The sequence below is a fragment of the Paenibacillus phyllosphaerae genome (assembly GCF_014192105.1).
GTDB classification, from domain to species: domain Bacteria; phylum Bacillota; class Bacilli; order Paenibacillales; family Paenibacillaceae; genus Paenibacillus_Z; species Paenibacillus_Z phyllosphaerae.
Genome location: NZ_JACHXK010000002.1, coordinates 705,422 through 727,629, shown reverse-complemented (window position 1 = coordinate 727,629; position 22,208 = coordinate 705,422). Strand labels below are relative to the sequence as shown.

The following is a 22,208-nucleotide window of genomic DNA, read 5'->3' as shown; positions in this document are numbered from 1 at the left end:
GCTTGAGCGGCCGGTAGGACGATCAGCATTCCATTCACAGTAACAACCTTCCTTCACGAAAGGAGAATGAATAATGAGCCACATCCGAGGACGTTTCGCCCCTACCCCCTCTGGATATATGCATATCGGCAACGCCCGGACGGCGCTCTTGTCGTGGCTGCAGATCCGCAGCATGAACGGCAGTTTCATCATGCGCATGGAGGATATCGACAAACCGCGCTGCAAGCCGGAGCTTGCGGAGCAGGCACTCGCCGACCTGCGTTGGCTGGGACTCGACTGGGATGAAGGCCCGGATATGGGCGGACCGCATGCCCCCTATACGCAAAGCGAACGGGAGCATCTGTATGCGTCAGCATTGGACCAGTTGGAGCAACAGCACTTGCTGTATCCTTGCTACTGCAGCCGCGCGGAACTGCTGTCCATCGCCAGCGCGCCGCACGGTCTTGGAAGCGAAGGCCCTGTATATCCGGGGACCTGTTCGCGGCTAACGGAAGCAGAACGCGCGGAGAGAGCGTTATCCAAGACGCCGTCCCTGCGTTTTCGCGCGGCGGAAGGTCCCTATACGTTCCATGATGAAACAGCCGGCTGGCAGACGTTCGCCGCCGGCGGGGGCGGGGATTTCGTCGTTCGGCGGGCGGACGGCATTATCAGCTATCAGCTGGCCGTCGTCGTCGATGACGCCGCGATGGGCGTAACCGATGTGCTGCGCGGTTACGATCTGCTCGATTCGACGCCCCGCCAGCTGATGCTCTATGAGGCGCTTGGCTTGCCCGCGCCGCGTTTTGCCCATGTGCCGCTGCTGAACGGTACCGACGGGAAGCGCCTTGCCAAGCGGCACGGTTCCATCGCGCTCGCCAGCCTGCGCGAAGCCGGCGTCAGCCCGGAGCGGATCATCGGCTGGCTGGCAGCCTTGAGCGGGCTGCTCCCGCAGCCGGAACCGGTTCGCGCGAGCGAACTGGTGAGCGAGTTCGCTTTGGACCGCATTCCGAAGGAAGCAGTTGTCGTCACGGACGAGCTGATGCGCTATCTCACCGGATAAGAGAAAAGACGAGACGCGGGTAACAAGCGGCGTTTCGTCTTGCTCATTGCCGTAATGCTTGAACGTGCTATATCCCTGCTGACCACGATCCCGTAGCACGAGCCTCAATCAACCACATTTCCTCATCTCACTATTCACCGCTCAATCCCCCACTCAGCCACACTTAATCAACTGTACAGCCCACAATTCCGTAGCTCTTGTCCGATTCATCCACTAAGATTCACCGGATCGCCAAAAAAACCTCCGCCTGCATGCAGACGAAGGTTACGCTCGCTTCACTTTAGTTGTCGCTTGACTATCATAGTTCATCCCTGGTCTTCACCGACTCATACACGGTCCGATACACCGCCCGGCCAAGCGTATTGCCTAGCGTCGTCGCAGCTCCGGCATAGGCATGGACGGCGCCGAAATCCGCGTTCTGGCTGACGGCAATTACGACCGAATCGGTCGTCGTACCTGTCGCGATGACGCCATGCACCGGATCGGGAATGCCCAGATCCTGCAATGCCGCGCACTTGGCCTCCGTCGCCGTAATGATCGCGCCTACCATTGCCGAGGGAGACAACTGGCCGTCGATCAACACGAAGATGTTGATCGTGCCTGCCGAATAAGCCGAGAATACCTGACGCTCGGCACCGGCCCTCGCTGCATTGCCAATCCCCGCCGTAGCCAGGCAGACAATATTAAACCTGTCGCCCGCCTCTTCATGCACGGAAGCATGTGTCAGCTTGGCCGCTGTCAGTAGCCCGACCGTAGCCTCGGCAGGCAATCGAGCTTTCCGGATCATCTCCCGCAGATCTTCAACCGGATCTCCGCTGCGGTACGAGAGCGGCACTTTGCGGTTAACGAATGCATGGGCCCAGACGCCGCTACCGCCTCCATACACGCTGCTGCTCAGCGTCTCCAGCAATTGCCCGCTCCGAAGAATAATCTGCTCGTCGTCGAATGATGCGCTCAGTCCGGGCCATATCGTCGAGGACCAATGCGTTCCGCTGCGAAAAGGCTGGCTCATGACCGCTCCTGCCCAAGGCCCATCAGCTGCTTGATGCGCGCGATGTCGACGTGCTCCCTGACATGGGCAGCCAGCCGTGCAAAAGCCTGCTCGCGCCGTTCGCGCGTATAGATTACCTCGGCGACCGGCTCGAGCCCTTTCCCGATCCTCACCCGGTTGAGCCAAGCCCGGCGAAGCTCATCATTGTGTAGCACGCTGTGCAGGAACGTCCCCCACACCTTGCCGTAGACGGAGGCGCAACCTTCTGCTGAGAATGCTTCTCCCTCGTGTTCGCGCAGCGCAAAGGGACGATCGGCTTGTTCAAGCGTTAGGCTGCGATCCTCCCCCTGAGATACGAATGTCGATGCCTCCGCGCCCTCTCGCATCCAATCCACGGCACCGGTATGAATCTCATACCCCTCGACGGGATGCTGTTCGCTAAGTCCCGGCAAGTCGGCATAGCCATGTACCCGGACGGTCCGCTTGGTCTGCGAGAAGGTCACCTGGAACGGAAACCATCCAAGCCCCTTTATTTCATCACGATCCGACTCACTATGAAACGGGTCAAGCAGCCGTATGCCGAGCATCTCATAACCGCCGCAGATGCCGACGACGTAACCACCGACGCTGCGATGCCGTTCCAGCAGGCCGGCTAGCCCGCTGTCGTACAGATAGAGCAGATCGTCGACCGTATTTTTGCTGCCGGGGATAATCACGATATCCGGAGCTCCCCACTCGCCAGCATCTCTTACAAAACGAACACGCGTATCCGGCTCGCCGAGCAGTGGATCGATATCGGTAAAGTTCGAAATATGCGGCAAGCGGATGACCGCCACATCGAGCGATTCCGCTGCTTTGTCCCCGTTCAATGCAGAGTCGCCCGCGGCCAGCTTCTGGTCAAGCGATAAGGAATCCTCGTCTTCCAGGTCCAGCTTCGGCAAAAACGGCACGACGCCCAATACCGGCTTGCCCGTCCGCTGCTCGAGCCAATCCAGTCCCGGCTGCAGCAGGGAAACATCGCCTCGGAATTTGTTCACGATGAACCCGCACACCCGGTCCCGCTCATGCGGTTCGAGCAGCTCCATCGTCCCGACGATCGCCGCGAACATGCCGCCCCTATCGATATCGGCCACCAGGATGACCGGTGCTTCTGCCCACCCGGCAGCGCGCATATTAACGACATCGCGATCTTTCAAGTTAATTTCGGCCGGGCTGCCGGCTCCCTCGAGCACAACGACGTCATACGCATCGCGCAGGCGATGAAGCGACTCTTGCACGATCGTCCCCGCTTCTCGCAGCACCTCTTCCCTGTAGGTGCGGGCGGCAAAATCCCCGAGCGGCTTCCCATGCACGATCACCTGGGATACCATCTCCTTTTTCGGCTTCAGCAGGATCGGATTCATATCCGTCGTTGCCAGAATGCCGCATGCGTCGGCCTGCATCCCTTGCGCCCGGCCGATTTCCTTCCCGTCCCAAGTCACATAAGAGTTAAGCGACATATTCTGCGACTTGAAGGGAGCGACCAGGTAGCCTTCCTCCGTCAGAATCCGGCAAAGCGCTGTCGTAATGATACTTTTGCCCGCATCCGAGGCTGTCCCCTGCACCATGATTGTTCGAGCCGGCTGTTTCATCGTCCCCCTGCCTTTCTTCCTGCTAACACTTCACGCAGCGTCTGCAGAAGCAGCTCGTGCTCCTGACGGAATCGAACGGCAATCCTGCAATAACCCTCGCCGAGTCCCTCGAAATGAGAGGCGTCCCGAATGAGCACGCCTCGCTCCCCCATTAGCTGCTGCAGTTCGGAGGCCTTAAGGTTGAACGAACGCGGTATCCGGAATAGGACGTAATTGACATGTCCCGGCGCTACGTCAAGCCCCAGCTGTTCCAGCTGCTGCGTCAGCCAAGGACGCTCCTCCTTCAGCCAAGCCATCGTACGTTCCGCATAGCTGATATCATCCAGCACCGCTTCTCCGATCTGCTGCGCGAGCGAATTGACGCTCCAAGGCACCTGCAGTTCGCTAAGTCCCGCAATTAACGCCTCGTCTGCAACCATATAACCAAGACGGATGCCGGGAATCGCATAAAATTTCGTCATCGAACGGATGACGATCAGCCGGTCTCCGTACCCGCTAGCGGCCTCCGATATGAAACTGTACGCCTTCTCTTCCGCCACAAAATCCATAAACGCCTCGTCTAGCACGACGCGCTCGCCTTCTGCCAGCAGCAGCCGGATGACGCCTGCATCGATGAGCTGCCCAGTCGGATTGTTCGGCGAGCCGAGAAACCAAAGGGCGGTTCCCGTAGCTATCCCTTGGTCCCGCATATTCGCCATCGTATGTCTCACCGCTTGCTCCGTTAAAGCGAACCGTTCTTCTGCGGCAAGCGCTACCGTTCGGATCGGTATGCCGCATTTGCGCGCGGCATCGCCATATTCCACGAAGCATGGCTGAGCTAGGATAACCTCGCTCGGCAGCAACAGCCGGACGACGAGGTCAATCAATTCCGCCGCTCCGTTGCCGACGAGCACGCTGCCTTCCTCCACGCCATGATGCAGAGCCAGCTTGCGCCGCAGCCCGCGAACGGCCGGATCCGGATAGCTGCCGATCGTCTCGGCGTAGCGTTGAAGCACGGCTCGCACCGCGTCTGGCGGACCGTGCGGATTCATATTGGCGCTAAAATCAACGAATTGCCCCGCCTCCAGGCCATACAGTCCCGCGGCCGTGAGCAGATCGCCGCCATGGCCGAATTTCTCGAGCATAGACTCAACCGCCCCTTTCTTTATAAAAAGATCGCCACTGCAGCGAGCAGCAGGACCGTCTCGACAATTTCATTCATCGTGCCGTAAGTGTCGCCGGTCAACCCGCCGAGCTTGGCATTCAGCCACATCGCGACTCCGCCGCCGACAAACGCTGTAATAACGGCTCCGGTCAATAGATACAACGCGCCATGTTGCCAACTTGTCCCGCTCACGGCATAAACACCACCCGCCAGCACCACGTGCAAGAGGCCGGCGTAGGCAAGCTGACGCTTCGGCAAGCCGGCAAACATGCCGCCAAGCCCCTCATTGCCCCTGGCATTGGGCCACAGCAGCATCGCGCCAACCATCCATAACCGCCCCCACATACAGGCTGTAACCAAATGAGGAAGAAGCGGCCGCAAATCCGACTCGCCTAGCCACTGGGCGATGAGGCTTGCTTTGAGCAGCAATAGCAGAATAGCCGCGATGACGCCCATTGCGCCGACGCGGCTGTCCTTCATAATCTCAAGCATCTTTTCCCGGGAACGATGGCTAAGCACGCCGTCGGCCGTATCCATCAGCCCATCTAGATGGAGAGCGCCAGTCAGGGCGATCCATACGAGCAGCGTCAACACCGCAGCTGGCCAGGCAGGCAAGACGTACGCAAGCAGCCAGCCGGCAAGCGCTGTTATAAGACCGACAATAAGTCCGACTAACGGATAAAACAGCACGCTTCTTGCCAGCACCTCGCGCGTAAACGGAATCTGGACCGGAATCGGAATTCGCGTCAATAGCTGGAAGGCGGCACCGGCTGCTTGAAGACTTTCCTTTAACGAACGAATAGCCATACTGCTAATACCCCCGCGAACACCAGTATACTTGTGACATACAGCAGTTGGACGGTCTGGACGATATGCTGCGGCGTCAACGGCCTTAGCGGCCAACCTAGCCGGGCACGCTCGCTGACACGCCCGAAGTAAATATTCCGTCCGCCAAGCTCGATTCCCATCGCGCCTGCCGCAGCGGATTCCGGGATGCCGCTGTTCGGGCTCGGATGCCGCTTAGCGAACACGAAGACCGCCTTCATTGCGCGTGAAGGCGATAGGCCGGGCAACATTGCGGACGCCATGGTCAGCAGAAATCCGCTGATGCGGGCAGGTACGTAATTAAGCACGTCATCCAGCCTGGCGGAAGCCCAGCCAAAGTGCAAGTAGCGTTCGTTGCGGTAGCCGACCATGGAATCCAACGTGTTGGCGGCCCGATAGAGCATGGCTAGCGGCGCGCCGCCGAGCAGCGCGAAGAAGATAGGCGACACGAAGGCGTCCACCGTATTCTCAGCAACCGTCTCGATTGCCGCCCGAGCCGTATCATGCTCCTCCATGACCGAGGTGTCGCGACTTACGATGTAACCGATATAGACCCTCGCTTGCGCCAGATCGCCCGCAGCGAGCGGCCGGTAGACGAGCATCGCCGCATCCTTGAGCCCCTTCACCGCGATCGTGGTGGAGATGAACCAGGCGGATACAATGTAGCCCGCGACCGGATGAATCCAGTCAGCCAGCAGCACGAGAGCCTGCAAGATGACGTAAGCAAGCAGCACGGTCCCAAGTGTCAGCAGCACGCCGCGGCGCTTAAGCTGCCCTGCTGTAAGCGTCACCGATTCCGGCCGCAGCTTCCGCTCGAACGCGCTGATGAACCGGCCGATCCAGATCACGGGATGCGTCGGCCACTTCGGGTCTCCGACAACCCAGTCGATCACAATCGCACAGGCGGTAATAAGCAGAATCTCATTCAGCGAATACAAGATCATAGCTCTTCGAGGTTGAAGGCCAGCTTCTTCAGATCAAGCGGCATGCCCGCGACAACGAGGAACGCTTCCTCGCAATGCTGCGCCAGCCGCCTGTTCAGCCGTCCTGCCGCATCACGGAATCTTCGGCCAAGCGGATAAGCCGGCACGACCCCGCTGCCGACCTCGTTCGACACCAACAGAAGCGTCCCGTCATAAGCGGCAACGGTATCGATCAGTTCGTCGGTCAGCCGATCCAGCTGCAAGCTAAGCTCGCGGCTGGTTCCCTTATCCCATTCCTCGCCCTCTGGCGCATGCAAGAGCAGATGGTTGCTCAGCCATAACGTCAGACAATCGACGAGCACGACAGGCCGCTCCGTACCGCTCACATGTTGCGCCTGCAGCTCCTTCAGACAGTCGGCCAGCCGGTACGGCTCTTCCACGGTCGACCACGAATAGCCCGATTGTTCGCGAATAGCGCGGTGCTGCTCCACACGCTCCCGCATCTCTTCATCCCAAATTTGGGATGTCGCTATATAGATACCGCGAGTACCGAGCCGCATCGCATATCGTTCGGCAAAATCGCTCTTCCCGCTCCGTGCGCCGCCGGTAATGAATATCGCCATGCCTTCATCTCCTTTCCCGGGGTTGTGAGTGGCGAATAAGATCAGCCCTTCGACACGCCCGCGCTTTCGAAGGTTGCCATCTCCCGCATAATGTGGAGGGCCGCATCGATGAAATGGAAGCCAAGTACGGCGCCGGTCCCTTCGCCAAGACGCATATCCATATGAATCATCGGCGACAAGCCTACCGCAGCCAGCAGCTTGCTATGTCCCTGTTCATGGGACAGATGGGACCCTATCATATAAGGGATCGCCTCAGGGGCCAACCGCGCGGCAACCAATGCGGCTGCCGTCGAGATAAAGCCGTCAATGACAACCAGGCGGCGTCGGGCAGCGCTTCCTAGAATAACGCCGACAAGACCGGCGATCTCCAAGCCGCCCACTTTGGCCAGCACATCGATCGGATCGGCTGCGGAAGGCTGATTCGTATCGAGAGCACGCTGGACAATCTCGACTTTATGGCGGCGGCGCTCCTCATTAATCCCCGTCCCCAAGCCGACGGCTTCGTCGGCTGTCATGCCGACGAGCGCGACGCAAATGGCCGCGCTTGCGGTCGTATTCCCGATCCCCATCTCGCCGGTTGCGAACATCCGGTAACCGCGGTCGGCAAGTTCATGCACGAGCTCGATCCCCACCGCTATCGCTTGCAACGCTTCCTCCCGGCTCATCGCGGCTTCGCGGGCAATGTTGCCTGTTCCGGGGCGCACCTTTCGGCTGAGCAGCGAATCATGCGTAAGTTCCGCGGCCACGCCGATATCGACGCAGAACAAGTGCGTACCGGTCTGGCGGGCGAGCACGTTAACGGCAGCTCCGCCGCTTAAGAAGTTCATGACCATCTGCGGCGTAACCTCCTGCGGGAATGCACTGACCCCTTCCTCGCATACCCCGTGATCGCCTGCCATTACGATGACGGCACGGCCCGTCAGATCCGCCGCGAGCTCACCGGTGATTCCGGCCGCTTGGCGTGCGATGGCCTCCAGCTTGCCCAAGCTTCCAGGCGGTTTGGTCAAGGCGTTCAAATGATCCTCGGCGGCTTGTATCGCCTCCTGATTGAGCGGCTCGATACGTGCTATCGTATCCTCTACCACGTGCAAAGGCGTCTTCTTCATATTCTGCTTTCCTCCATTACTATAGACTTGACGGCTGCAGCAGCAGCTGCGGCTTGCCTGTAACCGGATGATTGACAATTACCGCCTGAGTTCCATACACCTGTTCGATTAACGAAGGCACCATGACTTCCTCAGGCGACCCCGTCGCAACGATTCTCCCTTGCTGAAGCACCAGCAGCTGATCGCAATAATGAGCGGCCAGATTCAAGTCGTGGAGCACGGCAACCACTGTAACCCGGTTCTGCCGCTGCCAGCTTTTGACCATGTCCAACAGTTGAACTTGATAGCCGATGTCGAGATAAGTCGTCGGTTCATCGAGCAGCAGCAATTGCGGTTCCTGGATCATCACCTTCGCAAGCGCGACTCGCTGGCGCTCCCCGCCGCTCAAGCGGTCAATCGAGCGATCCGCAAGTTCAGTCAGCGCAGTCTGCGCAAGCGTACGAGCGAGCAGTTCCGAGACATCGCGCTTCTCCTCGCCCAGCCAGCTCTGGAACGGGAATCGCCCCATCGCCGCGACCTCCCGCACGGTAAATCCGGCCGGGATCAATCCGCCCTGTTGAAGAACGGCTACCCACTTGGCCAGCTCCTTGCGCGGATAGTCGGAGGCGGGCTTACCCTTCAACAGCAACTCGCCCGAGGTCGGCTTCTCTACGCCCGATATGAGGCTCAGCAGCGTGGACTTGCCCGCGCCGTTCGGTCCGATAATGCCATACATGCCGCCTTCTTCCATCCTAAAAGATAGATTGTCCATGACGGCAGTGCCGTCGAGCACCTTGGTCAGGCATCGGGCTTCGATCATGCGGCACCGCCCTTCACCACTTTGCGCTTGTAGAGCAAATACGCAAAGAAAGGCGCCCCGATCAGCGCCGTTACGACGCCAAGCGGGATTTCGCGCCCGCCCATAGCTACTCGGGCGAGCGTGTCGGACCACAGCAGATAAATGCCCCCGCCGATGACCGAGAGCGGGACGATCAACCGATAGTCCGGACCGACCACAAGCCGGATCAGATGCGGGATAACGAGCCCCACGAATCCGACTACGCCCGTCACGGATACCGCCGCAGCCGTCAGCAGCGTCGAGACGACCAATACGATCAGCTTGGTCCGCTCGGCATCGACGCCGAGATAAGCGGCATGGCGTTCACCAAAGACGAACAGATTAAGCGATTGCGCGTACCTGATCAGGACCGGCAAGCCGATGAGGAGGAACGGCAGCACGACCTGCGTATGCTCCCAGCCGCGGCTGGAGATGCTGCCCATCAGCCAGAACATAATTTCGTTCACGACATCGTTGGTCAACGTCGACATGAGGGATACGAATGCGCTGAGGAAAGCCTGCACGATGACGCCGGATAAGATTAGCGTCTCCACGTTCATCGCTCCCCGCGAACGGGCAAGCATGAATACAATGGCCAGCGTAATAATACCTGTGATGAAGGCCACAATGGGAATCGACCAAATCCCGGCAACCGTCTGATACCCGAATAAAATCATGAATGCGGCACCTACGGAGCAGCCCGAGGCCACGCCTAAGGTGAATGGATCTGCGAGCGGATTGCGGAGCACCCCTTGAAACCCTGCTCCGGCAAGCGATAGACAAGCGCCGATCAATACGGCGAGCAAGATGCGCGGCAGCCGGACGTCCGTTACGATTACGATGGAGCTTTCATCCCAGCCGCCATCGCCGCTGACGAACGGCAGCTGGTGAATCAGGATGCTCCACACTTCCCGCAGCGGTAAATTGGACGTGCCGATCGACAAACTGATGACGATAGATGCGGCAAGGAGGAGCATCGCTGCTCCTCCATATCCTAACAATTTGAGCCGCATTACTTGACAAGATCCGGATGCAGCTTCTTCGCTACTTCCAATAATCCGTCTGCAAGCCTTGGACCTACGCGAACAAGCGGATCCTGCTCGATTTCATACAGCTGTTTATTTTTGATTGCAGCGATCGCTTCCCAACCCGGACGCGACTCGATCGCGGCCAGAATCGGATTCTTCTCGCCTTCCTTGACCGTCATCGATGCGTAGATGATGACGTCCGGATTCGCGGCAATAACCTTCTCCGGATCGATCTCGTACCAGCTCTGCTGATCCGCGATGTTCACGCCGCCGGCCATGGTGATGATCTCGTCGAGGAATTCGCCCTTGCCGACCGTCCAGCCCGGGGAGAACTCCAAGTATACTTTCGGCTGAGCCGCATCTTTAACCGCGCTCTGAACTTGTTCCTTCACGTCCTGCATATGCTGGATGACTTCCGCAGCTTCGCTCGCCTTGTCCATGATCGCGCCGATCGTAGCAACCTTCTCCATGACAGTTTCGTATGTTTTCGGATCGGATGCGTAGACCTTGATGTTCAGGCCGCGCAGCTTCTCGATCACGGCGGTGTTCATCGTCGAGGAGGCCAGGACCAGATCCGGCTTCAAGCCGACAATGGATTCGATATTCGCTTCCATACCGCCTACCTTAGGCTTGGATGCCGCTTCAGCCGGATAGTTGGAATAATCGTCCACGCCGGCAACCTGTTCACCGGCGCCGATCGCGTAGAGCACTTCCGTTTCGCTTGGCACAAGCGTCACGACCTTCTGAGGCGCGGCGTCGAACGTGACTTCCGTATTCGTCGCGTCGGTCAGCGTGAGCGGATAGACCGTTGATGCTTTCCCGCCTGTATCCGTCTCGTCTGTCGTTTGATTCGCTGTATTCGTCGTTTGGTTCGTCGTGTTGGCAGCTTCGTTGCCGTTATTGTCCGCCTTGCTACCGCAAGCGGCCATAACAACGAGCAGCATCATGGCAAGCAACAGCTGGCTCAATCTCATCATTGCACTTCTCTTCATGTACCCCACTCCTTGAATTAGCGTAGCAATTGCATGAATGGCTGACGCAAGTCTTTCGTAACGGTGCTCGTGTCGCATCCCCAAGAATATTAGCTGCCACTACTTCGAAGCATATCCATTCTTCAGGGAATTAAAAAAAGCACCTCCTAAGTGCCGGAAGTGCTTGCGTATATAAGATGTACACGGTCAGCCTTCCATCAACGGCACATATGGCCTTGCTTCCCTCGATCGTATATCCAAGCTCCAACACTTCCCTAATTCCACGTAGGTACGCGTCACTAAAGAAACAGGCAGGTTTCCTGACTTCAGAGCGTTCGCGTCCATCTGTCTTCCCGGAATCATCCAGTGACACCTAGCGATAACGCGCGCAGCGCATGAATGCGAATCCTTCAAACATGCGGCTCTTTACAGTGGCGGGTCCGTGCCGGTCTTGCACCGGTCTTCCCTTTTAACCAAGCACATCGTTTACGCTGTAATCGATCGTCCTTGGCACCTGTTCCTCTTATGCAATTGTCGACTGTTACTATATCATTCCATGGAAACGGTTGTCCACTTTTTCTCCGGCGGTCGTATGGCCGAACCTCGTGAAAACGCCAAAAAACCGGGACGTCTTCCGCCCCGGCGTAAACGTTAATGCTGCAGCTGCTCCGCTCTGGCAATCTCCGGCGTTCCTGCTGTCCTCAGCGGAAGCACGATGGTCACCGTCGATCCCGCGCCTTTCTCGCTGGCAAAGGAAAGCTCGCCATGGTGGGCTTGAATAATACGGTTGCAGATCATAAGGCCCAAGCCTGTGCCGCTGCTCTTGGTCGTATAGAACGGTCCGCCCAGCTTGTCGATCAGCTCCATCGGGATACCGATGCCTTCGTCTTTAATCGTAACGGAGATCGCGCCTTCGCGTACCGACTTCAACTCAATCTCGATGCGGCCGCCGTCGGGCATCGCTTCAATCGCATTCTTGAGCAGATTGATGAACACCTGCTTGATCTGATTCTCGTCGCAGAAAATCATCGTATCATGATGCTCGTTCTGCTTAATGATCAGCTCGATGTTCTTCAAGATCGCCTGCGTCTCGAGCAGCGTCATCACGGAATTCAGGATGCGGACCAGATTGTAATGGCCGAACAGCTGGTTGGCCTGCGGCTTGGCCAGCGCCATGAATTCCTGGACGATCTCATTGATTCGGTCTAACTCGACGAGCATGATATCGAGATAATCGTGATGCCGGTCGAACTTCTTCTTCAGCAGCTGCGAGAATCCTTTGAGCGACGCGAGCGGGTTGCGGATTTCGTGCGCGATGCCCGCGGCCATTTGGCCGGCTACGGACAGCTTCTCCGAATTAATCAGCGCCTCCTCCGCCCGTTTGCGCTCCCGAATATCCCGGTACACCGTCTGTACGACATTACGCCGTCCAAGAAAATTGTAGATCCGAATACTGGACGCTTCTACATCGATCGTTTCCCCGTCCATGCCGATCAGCTTGCTCTCGACGAACTCGAGCGGATCATCGAGCTGCATCACCTTCGAGACGCGCTCGCCGGTCGCCTCCCGGTAATCCGGATGAACGAACTGGCGGAAGCACTGATAGAGCAGCTGCTCATGCGAGTCCGCTCCAAGCAGCTTGAGCGCCGCATTGTTGGTGTAGATAATCGTATCGCCGTCCTGCACGATGATCGGTTCGGGCAAATATTTGATCAGCCGCTGATAGCGTTCATCATTCTCCCGCAGCAGATCATCCGCCTTCTTCAAATTCGTTGTGTCGATCAGGGTCCCCATGAACATCGGTTTGCCATTGTACGTAATGAGAGAAGATTGCGTCTCGAAGAAAAAGATGGAGCCGTCCTTGCGCAAGCCGCGGATCCAATAGGGATGCTGTCTCGTCACGACTTCAGAGGACTGCGTCGTGTATATGCGGAACAATTCCCGATCCTCGTGGAACGCGAGGTCTAGCGGATCCAGCTCCCGCATCTCATGCTGCGTATAGCCGAACATCTCCGCAAGCCGGGAGTTGACATAGATGATACGTCCCTCGTAACAAATATAAACACCTGTCAAATAATGATCGATCAGCGCGTTCATGTTCCCGGTCAAAATGGCGTGGGGATTGATGAGTCCCCGATCCTTTACCTTTAATGCCTGCTCTCGGTTGATATAGGTGACACGACGTCTCATCATCCATCCTCCGCAATTTGTTAAGCAACCTGCTTCTTACGAATTCGCTGTCGCACGCCGAAAAACCTTCTGCCCTTTTGGCTTATTTTGCTATTCGCGTAAGTCCTTGGTCCCATTTATCGCTTACGTCTGTACGACACGCTCCATCTGTTTCTTGAGCCGCAGCGCATTGCCCACGACGGACACCGAACTGAATGCCATGGCTGTGCCCGCCATCCAAGGTTCTAGCCCTCCGAAGGCCGCGAACGGAATGACGATCGCATTGTACACGAAGGCAAACGCGAGATTCTGCCGAATATTGCGCAGCGCAAGCCGGCTGATGCGGATCGCATCCGGAATTCCCGTCAGTCTGGCCCGGATGAGGGTCATATGTCCGGCTGCCAGCGCGGCTTCCGTTCCGTCGCCCATCGCCATGCCTACATCGGCTGCGGCCAACGCCGGCGCGTCGTTCCACCCGTCCCCGGCCATCGCGACTCTTCTATGCCGCTGGCGCAGCTGTTCGATAAGCGCCTTCTTGTCTTCCGGCAGCATGGACGCGTGGATATGCCGAATTCCCGCTTCCGCTGCAGCCGCATGCGCCGCGGCCGGATGATCACCGGTTGCCAGCCACACTTCGACGCCGCTCTGCTGCAATTGCTTGACCGCTTCAATCGAAGAGCGCTTCACCGGATCATAGAAGGCATACGCACCTTCACAGATCCCGTCAGCAAACTGGTACAGCACCGATTCCCCCGCTGATTCGGCCGTCTCCGCAAATCGGATCATCTCCGGCGAGATGGCATGGCCTTCCTCTTCCGCGAAGCGCCTGTTCCCGATGGCAATCAGCCGGCCCTCTACGCGAGCTCTGATGCCGCGGCCGTACACGGCTTGGAACTGCTCGGCTTGGGGCAGCACCAGTCCTTTCTTGCCGGCTTCCTCCTTGAGCGCTAGCGCAAATGGATGCGCGGACGCCGCTTCCGCCGCAGCCGCGATACGCAAGAGCGCAAGCTTGGAGCGGCCAGAAGCGACCGCAATCTGCTTCAACTGCGGCTTGCCCTCGGTTAATGTACCGGTCTTATCGAGCACGACGGTATCAAGCGCAGCCAGACGCTCGAGCACGCCCGCTTCCTTCAGCACGATTCCTCTGCGGGCCATTCTTCCCGAGGCCAGCACGAGGGAAATCGGCGCAGCAAGTCCAAGGGCGCACGGACAGGCAGCGAGCACGACGGCTAAGGCATGTACGGCTGCCGTGCTCAGATCGCCCGGACGGAGGATGAGCAGCCAGATGAGCAGCGTGACGATGGCCAGCAGCATCATGAGCGGGACGAATATTCCCGCGAGGGCGTCCACCTTCCGTCCGATCGAGGATTTGGACGATTGCGACTGCCTCGTTAAGGCGGCAATCCGGCTAAGCATCGTCGCGCTTCCCGTCGCCTGGATGCGGCTCACCAGTTCACCGCCGGATACCATCGTTCCGGCGAATATGGGGTCCCCCGGTTCTTTGCTCACCGGCATGCTCTCGCCTGTCAGGAACGATTCGTCGACGAAGGCATGGCCGCGCACGACGGCCCCATCGGCGGCAATGCGGCTGCCGGCTTTCGTGATGAGGGTATCGCCCGTCCGCAGTTCCTCCACCCGCACGGTAACTGCAGCGCCGGAACGCAGGACGACCGCCTCCATTACCTGCAGCCGTTCGAAACCTGTAGCCGCACGCAGCGCCTGGTCGGAGATCGAGGCTTCCAGCCATTTGCCCAGCAAGACAGCCGTTATGACGACCGCCGAAGTTTCAAAATAAAGCGGAAGGCCCGCCAGCATCGCATAATAGCTGTAGGCAAAAGCCGCCGTCGTCCCGAATGCGACCAATACATCCATATTCGCGGTCCGCTCCCGAAGCGCGTAGTAGGCGTTGAAGTAGAAGGGCATGCCGATCCCGAACTGGACGATCGCCGCCAGGACGAACTGCAGGAGCGGCTCCTGGATGAAGCCCGGCAGCGGAATCCCGCTTAGCCATTCGTAATGGTGCAGCATCCCGAGAAGCAGCGGCAACGACAAGAGTATGGATAGGACAAGACGAAGGAGCAGCTTCCCCTGTTCATCGCTCTCTCCCTGCTGGCTTCCATATAGCGCCGCGCGAAAGCCAAGGTCGTGGACCCGGTCCATAATTTGCTCGGGCGAGACCAGCGAGGCGTAATAACGGACACTCCCCGATTTGCCGGCGTAATGGACAGACACCGCTTCCACGCCTTTCATTCTGCCCAGTCCTTTTTCGATTCGAGCAGCGCAGGCGGTGCAGCTCATCCCTTGAATCGTCATGTCCAATACCGCGCGATCTGGCCGTTCCGTCATTCACTTGCCTCCTCCCAGGCTGCCGTAAACGTCATCTTCGGCAATTGTGCTTGCTGCCACAGCGATGCCATGCGCAAACTCTATTGTTTACTATATGGGCGGAATACCTCGGACATGACGGGAAGCGCAAGAAAGGTAGAACGACTCTGCTAGACTTCTAGCCCCACCTGCATGGGCATTAAAAAAAGCACCCGGATCGTTCACAATCCGAGTGCCCATCATCTTATGAAAAGTCCGGCGCACGCATGCGCTAATCGCCTGTTACGACATCCCCGGCCCAGCTCAGCATGCCGCCTTGGACGTTGACCACTTTATAGCCTTGAGGCGCGAGATAGTCGCATACCTTGCCGCTGCGGCCGCCGCTGCGGCAAATGACATAGATCGGCGAATTGTCCGTATCGATCTCATGCATCCGATCCGTAAACTCCGACAGCGGAATAAGCTTCGCCTGCGCGATATGGCCCGACTGCCATTCGTCGATTTCGCGTACATCGATCAAATTGATAGGTTGTCCTTCTTCCAAGAGCTTGGCTAGCTCGGTCGTCGTAATCTCTTGACTCATGCCTTCATTCATCTCCTTCAAGTTTGGCTCGAACCTTCTGCTCGTATTGGGTAAAGGCGCTGTTGCCGTAAAGTCCTTTGGCCTCCAGCATCATCCGGTAGCGCAGCTTCTTCTCGGTCAGTTCATCCCGGAGCGAAACCCGCTCTTCCTCGGTCGTGCATAAAGCCAGCATATCCTGCAGCGTGACCATCTCCTTGGACAGCTGCATCTCCGGTGGAAGAAAGCCCGCATTCTTCATCACTTTGTAGCTCATCCGCATGTCCTCCGGAACATGTGACAGATCTTCCATGACAAGCGGCTTGCCTTTTCCCGGAAGATTGTCGAAGGCGCCGTCTGCAATGGCTTCCTTGATCCGCTCCTCCGCGATCAGCCGAAAAATATCCATAGAATCATTATGCCTCCTATGATCGATCGCCAAGGTGAACGCTCACTTGCATTGTACATTTCCAGACTTGGCTATGTCCAGTGCGAGGACTGATCTGCATGGAAAAAAGCAGCACCGCCGCTGTCCAAGCGAATGCTGCTTCTCCCACCGATTCACGAATGCGTTAGATCTTGATCGCTGTCCCGCTGACGGCCACCATCAGCATGCCGTCCCGGATAACCTCGTAATCGACATCGATGCCGACAATGGCATTCGCACCGAGTCGCGTTGCTTGACTGCTCATTTCGTCAAAAGCGACATCGCGCGCTTCCTTCAGTTTCGCCTCGTAGGCGCCGGAGCGCCCGCCGACAATATCGGTGATCGATGCGAACAGATCGCGTACAATATTCGCGCCCATGATCGCTTCGCCGGTTACGACGCCGAGATAGCTCTGGGCCGGACGACCTTCAATCGTTGAAGTTGTAGTCAGAATCATAAGTTACTCCTCCTTATTTATCCTTTTTTTCCATACGATTATAAAATCCTCTCGTTTCAAATCATTTTAGTTTGCGCTCGGGTACGGCTTACCGCGCGGCCTTCCTCCGTAAATTGAATACGGATCACTTGCTCCGTTTTCTGGTCAAACCAGATCCGTACCGTCACGCTGAACGGATTCGAATTTTTGTTCAGAATGAGCTTGAAAGATTCGGACACGACGCCCTTCTGCTCCACTTTTCTGCCTAGATGCTTGTAGTCGATAATCTGCGCATGGTAGCGTTTGGATGTCTCTTTCATAGCCAGGCGCCCCCATTTGGCATAGGGAGGCTCAGCGTTTGCCTGCGAAAGTCCGGCAGTCATCATTAGCAGCACGAGCAAAGTAAAGACGATCCCGCTTGTTTTCGTTAGACGCATTGGAAAAATCCACCTCCAGCTTATTTGCGGAAGTAGTATGCCCCTACGCCGTCTGCTTTACTCACGCATGCACGTGGACGATTTTGCACCGGACGGAAGCGATCGATCAGTAGCCTTAAGCGCATAAGTTCAGGACAACAATAAGCATTGCCGCCTCCCTCCCGCCTGCGTTACAGTAGAGGGGGATTTATACCTGCAGCTGGAAGGAGCGATATTCGTTGCAATCCCCTGTACCTATCGACACGGCGGACCGGCCGTTCATAACCGCCACTCGCTTCGATCATCTCATCTTTATCATCGTCACGCTGCTGTATTGGTCGACGCTTTATATCTATGTTCCGATTCTAACGCCTTTCATGAGCGACAGCGGCTATAGTGAGACGATGATCGGCATCGTACTCGGCAGCTACGGCTTGACGCAGCTGCTGATCCGGTTCCCGCTGGGGATCCTGTCCGATAAGCTGCATAGACGCAAGCCCTTCCTCATGTTAGGGCTGCTCTCAGGCGCGCTCAGCTGCCTGTTGTTCATGATCCCCGGCTCCTGGATATGGCCGCTCGCCGGACGAATCGTCTCCGGCGTCTGTGCCTCCGCCTGGGTCGCGTTCACGGTGCTCTATGCCGCCTACTTCGCGAACAGCGATTCCTCGCGCGCCATGAGCAATATCAGCTTCATGACAGCAGGCGGGCAGCTCGCCGGCATGACCTTGAGCAGCTGGCTGGCTGGCGCGCTGAGCTGGAATGCGGCCTTCGCCACCGGTATCGCATTCGGCGTTGCGGGACTCCTGCTTGCGCTGCTGGTGAAGGAGCCTTCGGGCGGAATCGTTCGGGCGCCGATCTCTTTTTCCTTGCTGGCTGATGTGGTCAAGACAAGATCGCTGCTTCAAGTGTCGATCCTCTCCATCCTGGCCCACAGCGTGCTATTCATCACCATGTTCGGGTTTACGCCGCTTCATGCGACGGCACTCGGCGCCACCAGCGGACAGCTTATTTGGATCGTGATCGCCTTCATGGTGCCGCATGCGGCCGTCTCCTTGCTGACCGGACGTTACCTCGCTCCCAGATTCGGTTCATGGAATGTGATTATAACCGGTTTCGCGCTCAGCGCCATCTTTACAATTGCTATTCCATTCAGTGAGACGCTCGGCATGCTTGCCTTGACGCAGGCGTTGAATGGACTGGCTCAAGGCTTGCACTTCCCGCTTCTGCTTGCGCTTGCCATTGCACCGTTCGAGCCGGCTCGCCGGGCGACGGCGATGGGTTTCTACCAGGCGGCCTATAGCGCCGGCATGTTCGCCGGTCCGTTCCTCGCGGGCTTCATGAATGACAGCTACGGCCTTGCGAGCGGCTTCTGGTTAGGCGGAACAATCGCCGCGCTCTCCGTCGCCTTAAGCTTGTGGTGGAAATACGCGGAGAGCGTCAAGTTACGCATCGCAACTGGTCAAGAAGAGCAGTCCCGTTCGATATAAAAAAGAGCTGATCTTATGCTTTTCGTCATATAGACGAAAGCTAAGATCAGCTCTTTGCGTTCTTATTTGGACTTCTTCTTCGCTGCGGAACGGCCTTGATGCTCCGGGCCGTTCGAAGCGGGCTCTTTGTGCTGGGAACCGTTCTTCGAATCCATTGCGATACCCTCCCTTACCTTGAGTCTTGTCTTGGCTTCAGACCGTGTTAGTATGGGAGGCAATCGCATGGCGCAATCAGGAATTCACTGGATGCGAAGAGATGTTCCTCGCGAGGCGCCGCTATTAGTCGCAGTTCTCCGGAGCTTCCAGCTCGACGTCTTCCATGTTGATTTTCTTCGCTACCGTATCGCGGATAACCGATACGACGGTCTGCAGCAGATAGTTAATGTCCGCTTGGCTTTGCTGGAATTCGGAGATGATCGGAATGTTGTCGAGCTCATCCTGCAGCTCGTCGATCTCGTTCTCGATCTTCGCGACCATATCCGTGTTCTTGAACGTCGTCTGGAAAGCGACCAATTCCTTCTGCTTCTTCTTGATCTGCGCGATCAGGACTTGGATCCGCTCATTGCCGTTAATCTGCTGCTCCGCACGACGGAATTGCTGTACTTCCTCGGAAGTGTAGAGCATGCTCGCCAGCTCTTTCGTCTTCTCCATAATATCGGCGCGGACGATCAGATCTTGGTTGTTGAAGGAAGGCACATTGCCTGTCCCATGCTTCTGGTCATGCGTCAGATGATCATGACCGCAGCCTTCTATTTTCTTCGCAGTTGATTGCTCGTTGGACATGGCTTGATTCACTCTCCTGTGGGTTAGGACACCGCTTCGTCTGGGATGGGGCCACTTACTGGTTCTGCTTTAATATACCATGTTTGCGCCTCTGTCACCTTCACGTGGACAAATTCGCCAATCCATTCTTTCGGGCCTTCGAAGTGAACAAGCTTATTCGCGCGCGTGCGGCCAGACAGCACATTCGCATTGTTCTTGCTCTCCCCTTCGACCAGCACCTCGAGGATCTGACCGTTCAGCTTCTCGTAGCTCGCGCGGCTCAACTCGCCGAACAACGCATTCAGCCGGTACAGGCGCTCCTTCTTCACAGACTCCGGAACGTTATCCTCCATCCCCGCCGCAGGCGTCCCTTCCCGCGGCGAATAGATGAACGTATACGCCATATCGAAGCCGACTTCGCGCACGAGCGACATCGTCTCCTCGAATTGCTCTTCCGTCTCGCCAGGGAAGCCGACGATAATATCCGTTGTCAGCACGACATTCGGGATGGCCTGCTTGATTTTGCGGACAAGCTCAAGGAATCCTTCGCGCGTATACTTCCGGCTCATCTTCTTCAGAATCTCGGTGCTGCCCGACTGTACCGGCAGATGAATATGCTCGACCAGATTGCCGCCGCGCGCCAGCACTTCGATGAGATGATCGTCGAAATCACGCGGGTGGCTCGTCGTGAAGCGAATGCGAGGGATATTGATTTTATGAATATCCCCCATCAGGTCGCCGAAGCGATATTGAATATCGTCGAAGTCCTTGCCGTACGCATTGACGTTCTGGCCGAGCAGCGTAATCTCCTTGAACCCTTGGCGGGCAAGATCACGCACCTCGGCAATCACGTCTTCCGGCCGGCGGCTTCGCTCTTTGCCTCGTGTATACGGAACGATGCAGTACGTGCAGAACTTATCGCAGCCGTACATGATATTCACCCACGCGCGCATGCCTTCCCGCTTCTTGGGCATGTTCTCGATGATATCGCCTTCTTTGGACCATACCTCGACAACCAACTCCTTGCTGAACGTCGCTTCCTGCAGCAGATGCGGCAGACGGTGAATGTTATGGGTGCCGAAAATAATGTCGACGAACGTATGCTTTTGAAGGATGCGGCCTACAACGGACTCCTCTTGCGACATACAGCCGCATACGCCAAGGATCAGATTCGGATTCTCCCGCTTCAGATGCTTCAGATGGCCAAGCTCGCCGAATACCTTGTCCTCCGCATTCTCGCGAATCGCGCACGTATTCAGCAGGATGACGTCCGCTTGCTTGCGGTCCTCGGTCGCCGTGTAGCCCATCTGCTCGAATATCCCTTTCATCACTTCGGTGTCGTGCTCGTTCATCTGGCAGCCGTATGTATAAATCATATAATTTTTGCGGGCGCCGAATGTCCGCAGCGATTCCGGAACGATATCGTCGTAATGTACTTTGATATCCTCTTTGCCCCGCTTCTTCTCATCCTTGTAGCTCGGGGCGGAGTTGATCGTAATGTCACGGCCGCTGATTCGGTAGGTGGAACTTCCTCCTTCTTCCTTCAGCAGCTTCGCACTCGAAAAGTCAAAATACTTCGAGAAATCCTTCTCGCTCTTGACGGATTTGAGATCCGGAGAGCCGTTGTTCTCCTTCATCACTGTGCGCTCACTTCCTTCTGGCACGGGCCTTGACGCCCGTAAGGTTCGTCTTATTCCGGTGTAAGGTTGCAGTTCAATCCAATATGGTATTATATCACTTTACACCTTCATATCCAACCGAAATATGTGCCATGAAGCCAACATCTGTCATTTGTTCCCTCTATGAAAAATACAAAAGCTCCCTCACGCTGGCTTGTACCAGCATAAGGGAGCTTACGTTCTGTTTCAGACCATTTTATCTTAACCGATGATCTCTGCTTGATCGCCTGTCTTGGCGCCAGCTGCATTCGCTTCGTCCGTATCGATGTGCATATCGAGTGCAAAATCAGGAGATACGCGCGCTACGACATTCTCGAGCACCAATCCGCGTTCGCCTTGCAGACGTACCGTCAGCTTTTGCTTGTCCGCAATGCCCCACTTCTCTGCATCGCTTGTATGGAAGTGAATATGGCGTGCTGCCACGATAACGCCTTGCTCGATCGTAATTTCACCGGCAGGACCTTTCAATGTAACGCCCGGCGTTCCTTCGATGTTACCGGACTCGCGTACCGGCGGGTTAAGGCCGAGTGCGAACGCGTCCGTACGCGAAACCTCTAGCTGCGTTGCGTTCCGGGCGGGACCAAGAATACGAACTTTAGGGAACTGGCCTTTCGGACCGATTACGGCTACCTGTTCATTCGCTGCGTATTGGCCAGGCTGGGAGAGCGGCTTCATCTCCGTCAGCTGCGCGCCTTCTCCGAACAGAATTTCAACATGTTCCTGCGATAGGTGGATATGGCGTGCGGATACGCCTACTGGTACTAATTTCATCTTCCATCATCCTTTCGATTGCATCCCTATGTAGCTGTGTCCAAACGCATCAAAGGGCATACGGCCCAATCGGACCGTA

Annotated in this window: 21 protein-coding genes and 1 riboswitch; of the genes, 2 read left to right on the top strand and 19 right to left on the bottom strand. The window is 57.0% G+C overall.

Annotated elements, in window-relative coordinates; genetic code table 11:
• Positions 1-73 precede the first annotated feature (73 nt).
• Positions 74-1,039 carry a tRNA glutamyl-Q(34) synthetase GluQRS gene (gluQRS, locus tag FHS18_RS07590; RefSeq protein ID WP_183598574.1) on the top strand — a complete coding sequence of 322 codons (966 nt, stop codon included), beginning with the start codon at positions 74-76 and terminating at the stop codon, positions 1,037-1,039.
• Positions 1,040-1,337: 298 nt separating this feature from the next.
• On the opposite strand, the gene FHS18_RS07585 is transcribed toward gluQRS, so the two are convergent.
• The 16 genes from FHS18_RS07585 to FHS18_RS07515 form a co-directional block, all read right to left on the bottom strand.
• The gene (locus FHS18_RS07585; RefSeq protein WP_183598572.1) at positions 1,338-2,051 is read right to left on the bottom strand and encodes an adenosylcobinamide amidohydrolase; all 714 of its coding nucleotides are present in this window, start codon (positions 2,049-2,051) and stop codon (positions 1,338-1,340) included.
• A complete protein-coding gene (locus tag FHS18_RS35115) occupies positions 2,048-3,661 on the bottom strand; it encodes a cobyric acid synthase (protein ID WP_343060440.1) in 1,614 nt (537 codons plus the stop codon). Before FHS18_RS35115 ends, FHS18_RS07585 begins: the two co-directional genes overlap by 4 nt.
• A complete protein-coding gene (gene cobD, locus FHS18_RS35110; protein ID WP_343060439.1) occupies positions 3,658-4,785 on the bottom strand; it encodes a threonine-phosphate decarboxylase CobD in 1,128 nt (375 codons plus the stop codon). The genes FHS18_RS35115 and cobD overlap by 4 nt, the downstream gene beginning before the upstream one ends.
• A 20-nt stretch (positions 4,786-4,805) precedes the next feature.
• Positions 4,806-5,612 carry an adenosylcobinamide-GDP ribazoletransferase gene (cobS, locus tag FHS18_RS07575; protein ID WP_183598570.1) on the bottom strand — a complete coding sequence of 269 codons (807 nt, stop codon included), beginning with the start codon at positions 5,610-5,612 and terminating at the stop codon, positions 4,806-4,808.
• The gene (gene cbiB, locus FHS18_RS07570) at positions 5,594-6,574 is read right to left on the bottom strand and encodes an adenosylcobinamide-phosphate synthase CbiB (protein ID WP_183598568.1); all 981 of its coding nucleotides are present in this window, start codon (positions 6,572-6,574) and stop codon (positions 5,594-5,596) included. Before cbiB ends, cobS begins: the two co-directional genes overlap by 19 nt.
• Positions 6,571-7,176, bottom strand: a complete 606-nt coding sequence (gene cobU, locus FHS18_RS07565) for a bifunctional adenosylcobinamide kinase/adenosylcobinamide-phosphate guanylyltransferase (protein WP_183598566.1) — start codon at positions 7,174-7,176, stop codon at positions 6,571-6,573. Before cobU ends, cbiB begins: the two co-directional genes overlap by 4 nt.
• Before the next feature lie 41 nt (positions 7,177-7,217).
• Positions 7,218-8,282 carry a nicotinate-nucleotide--dimethylbenzimidazole phosphoribosyltransferase gene (gene cobT, locus FHS18_RS07560; protein WP_183598564.1) on the bottom strand — a complete coding sequence of 355 codons (1,065 nt, stop codon included), beginning with the start codon at positions 8,280-8,282 and terminating at the stop codon, positions 7,218-7,220.
• A gap of 19 nt (positions 8,283-8,301) precedes the next feature.
• Positions 8,302-9,081, bottom strand: coding sequence for a heme ABC transporter ATP-binding protein (locus tag FHS18_RS07555; RefSeq protein ID WP_183598562.1), 780 nt, complete (start codon positions 9,079-9,081; stop codon positions 8,302-8,304).
• Entirely contained in the window at positions 9,078-10,112 is a 1,035-nt protein-coding gene (locus tag FHS18_RS07550; protein ID WP_183598560.1) for a FecCD family ABC transporter permease, read from the bottom strand. Before FHS18_RS07550 ends, FHS18_RS07555 begins: the two co-directional genes overlap by 4 nt.
• Positions 10,112-11,119, bottom strand: a complete 1,008-nt coding sequence (locus FHS18_RS07545) for an ABC transporter substrate-binding protein (RefSeq protein ID WP_183598558.1) — start codon at positions 11,117-11,119, stop codon at positions 10,112-10,114. Before FHS18_RS07545 ends, FHS18_RS07550 begins: the two co-directional genes overlap by 1 nt.
• 272 nt (positions 11,120-11,391) lie before the next feature.
• Positions 11,392-11,631, bottom strand: a riboswitch (cobalamin riboswitch).
• Positions 11,632-11,749: 118 nt separating this feature from the next.
• Complete coding sequence (locus FHS18_RS07540; RefSeq protein WP_183598556.1) at positions 11,750-13,291, bottom strand: PAS domain-containing sensor histidine kinase; 1,542 nt, start codon at positions 13,289-13,291, stop codon at positions 11,750-11,752.
• 120 nt (positions 13,292-13,411) lie between these two features.
• Positions 13,412-15,613 (bottom strand): heavy metal translocating P-type ATPase, encoded by a 2,202-nt coding sequence (locus FHS18_RS07535; protein WP_183598554.1) that lies wholly within the window; start codon positions 15,611-15,613, stop codon positions 13,412-13,414.
• Positions 15,614-15,863: 250 nt separating this feature from the next.
• Entirely contained in the window at positions 15,864-16,175 is a 312-nt protein-coding gene (locus tag FHS18_RS07530) for a rhodanese-like domain-containing protein (RefSeq protein ID WP_246427487.1), read from the bottom strand.
• A 4-nt stretch (positions 16,176-16,179) separates the two neighbouring features.
• On the bottom strand, positions 16,180-16,560 hold the full coding sequence (locus FHS18_RS07525) for a DnaJ family domain-containing protein (protein ID WP_183598552.1): 381 nt from the start codon (positions 16,558-16,560) through the stop codon (positions 16,180-16,182).
• Between the two features lie 163 nt (positions 16,561-16,723).
• Complete coding sequence (locus tag FHS18_RS07520) at positions 16,724-17,035, bottom strand: heavy metal-binding domain-containing protein (protein WP_183598550.1); 312 nt, start codon at positions 17,033-17,035, stop codon at positions 16,724-16,726.
• A 56-nt stretch (positions 17,036-17,091) separates the two neighbouring features.
• The gene (locus FHS18_RS07515) at positions 17,092-17,451 is read right to left on the bottom strand and encodes a DUF3889 domain-containing protein (RefSeq protein WP_183598547.1); all 360 of its coding nucleotides are present in this window, start codon (positions 17,449-17,451) and stop codon (positions 17,092-17,094) included.
• A 218-nt stretch (positions 17,452-17,669) separates the two neighbouring features.
• On the opposite strand from FHS18_RS07515, the gene FHS18_RS07510 reads away from it, so the two are divergent.
• On the top strand, positions 17,670-18,917 hold the full coding sequence (locus tag FHS18_RS07510) for an MFS transporter (protein WP_221401217.1): 1,248 nt from the start codon (positions 17,670-17,672) through the stop codon (positions 18,915-18,917).
• Between the two features lie 279 nt (positions 18,918-19,196).
• Here the strand turns inward: FHS18_RS07510 and FHS18_RS07505 are convergent, their stop codons facing one another.
• The 3 genes from FHS18_RS07505 to pduL form a co-directional block, all read right to left on the bottom strand.
• The gene (locus FHS18_RS07505) at positions 19,197-19,700 is read right to left on the bottom strand and encodes a YlbF/YmcA family competence regulator (protein WP_183598545.1); all 504 of its coding nucleotides are present in this window, start codon (positions 19,698-19,700) and stop codon (positions 19,197-19,199) included.
• A 23-nt stretch (positions 19,701-19,723) separates the two neighbouring features.
• Entirely contained in the window at positions 19,724-21,316 is a 1,593-nt protein-coding gene (gene miaB, locus FHS18_RS07500) for a tRNA (N6-isopentenyl adenosine(37)-C2)-methylthiotransferase MiaB (RefSeq protein WP_183598722.1), read from the bottom strand.
• A gap of 243 nt (positions 21,317-21,559) precedes the next feature.
• Positions 21,560-22,129: a phosphate propanoyltransferase gene (gene pduL, locus FHS18_RS07495; RefSeq protein WP_183598543.1), complete on the bottom strand. Its 570-nt coding sequence runs from the start codon at positions 22,127-22,129 to the stop codon at positions 21,560-21,562.
• Positions 22,130-22,208 lie beyond the last annotated feature (79 nt).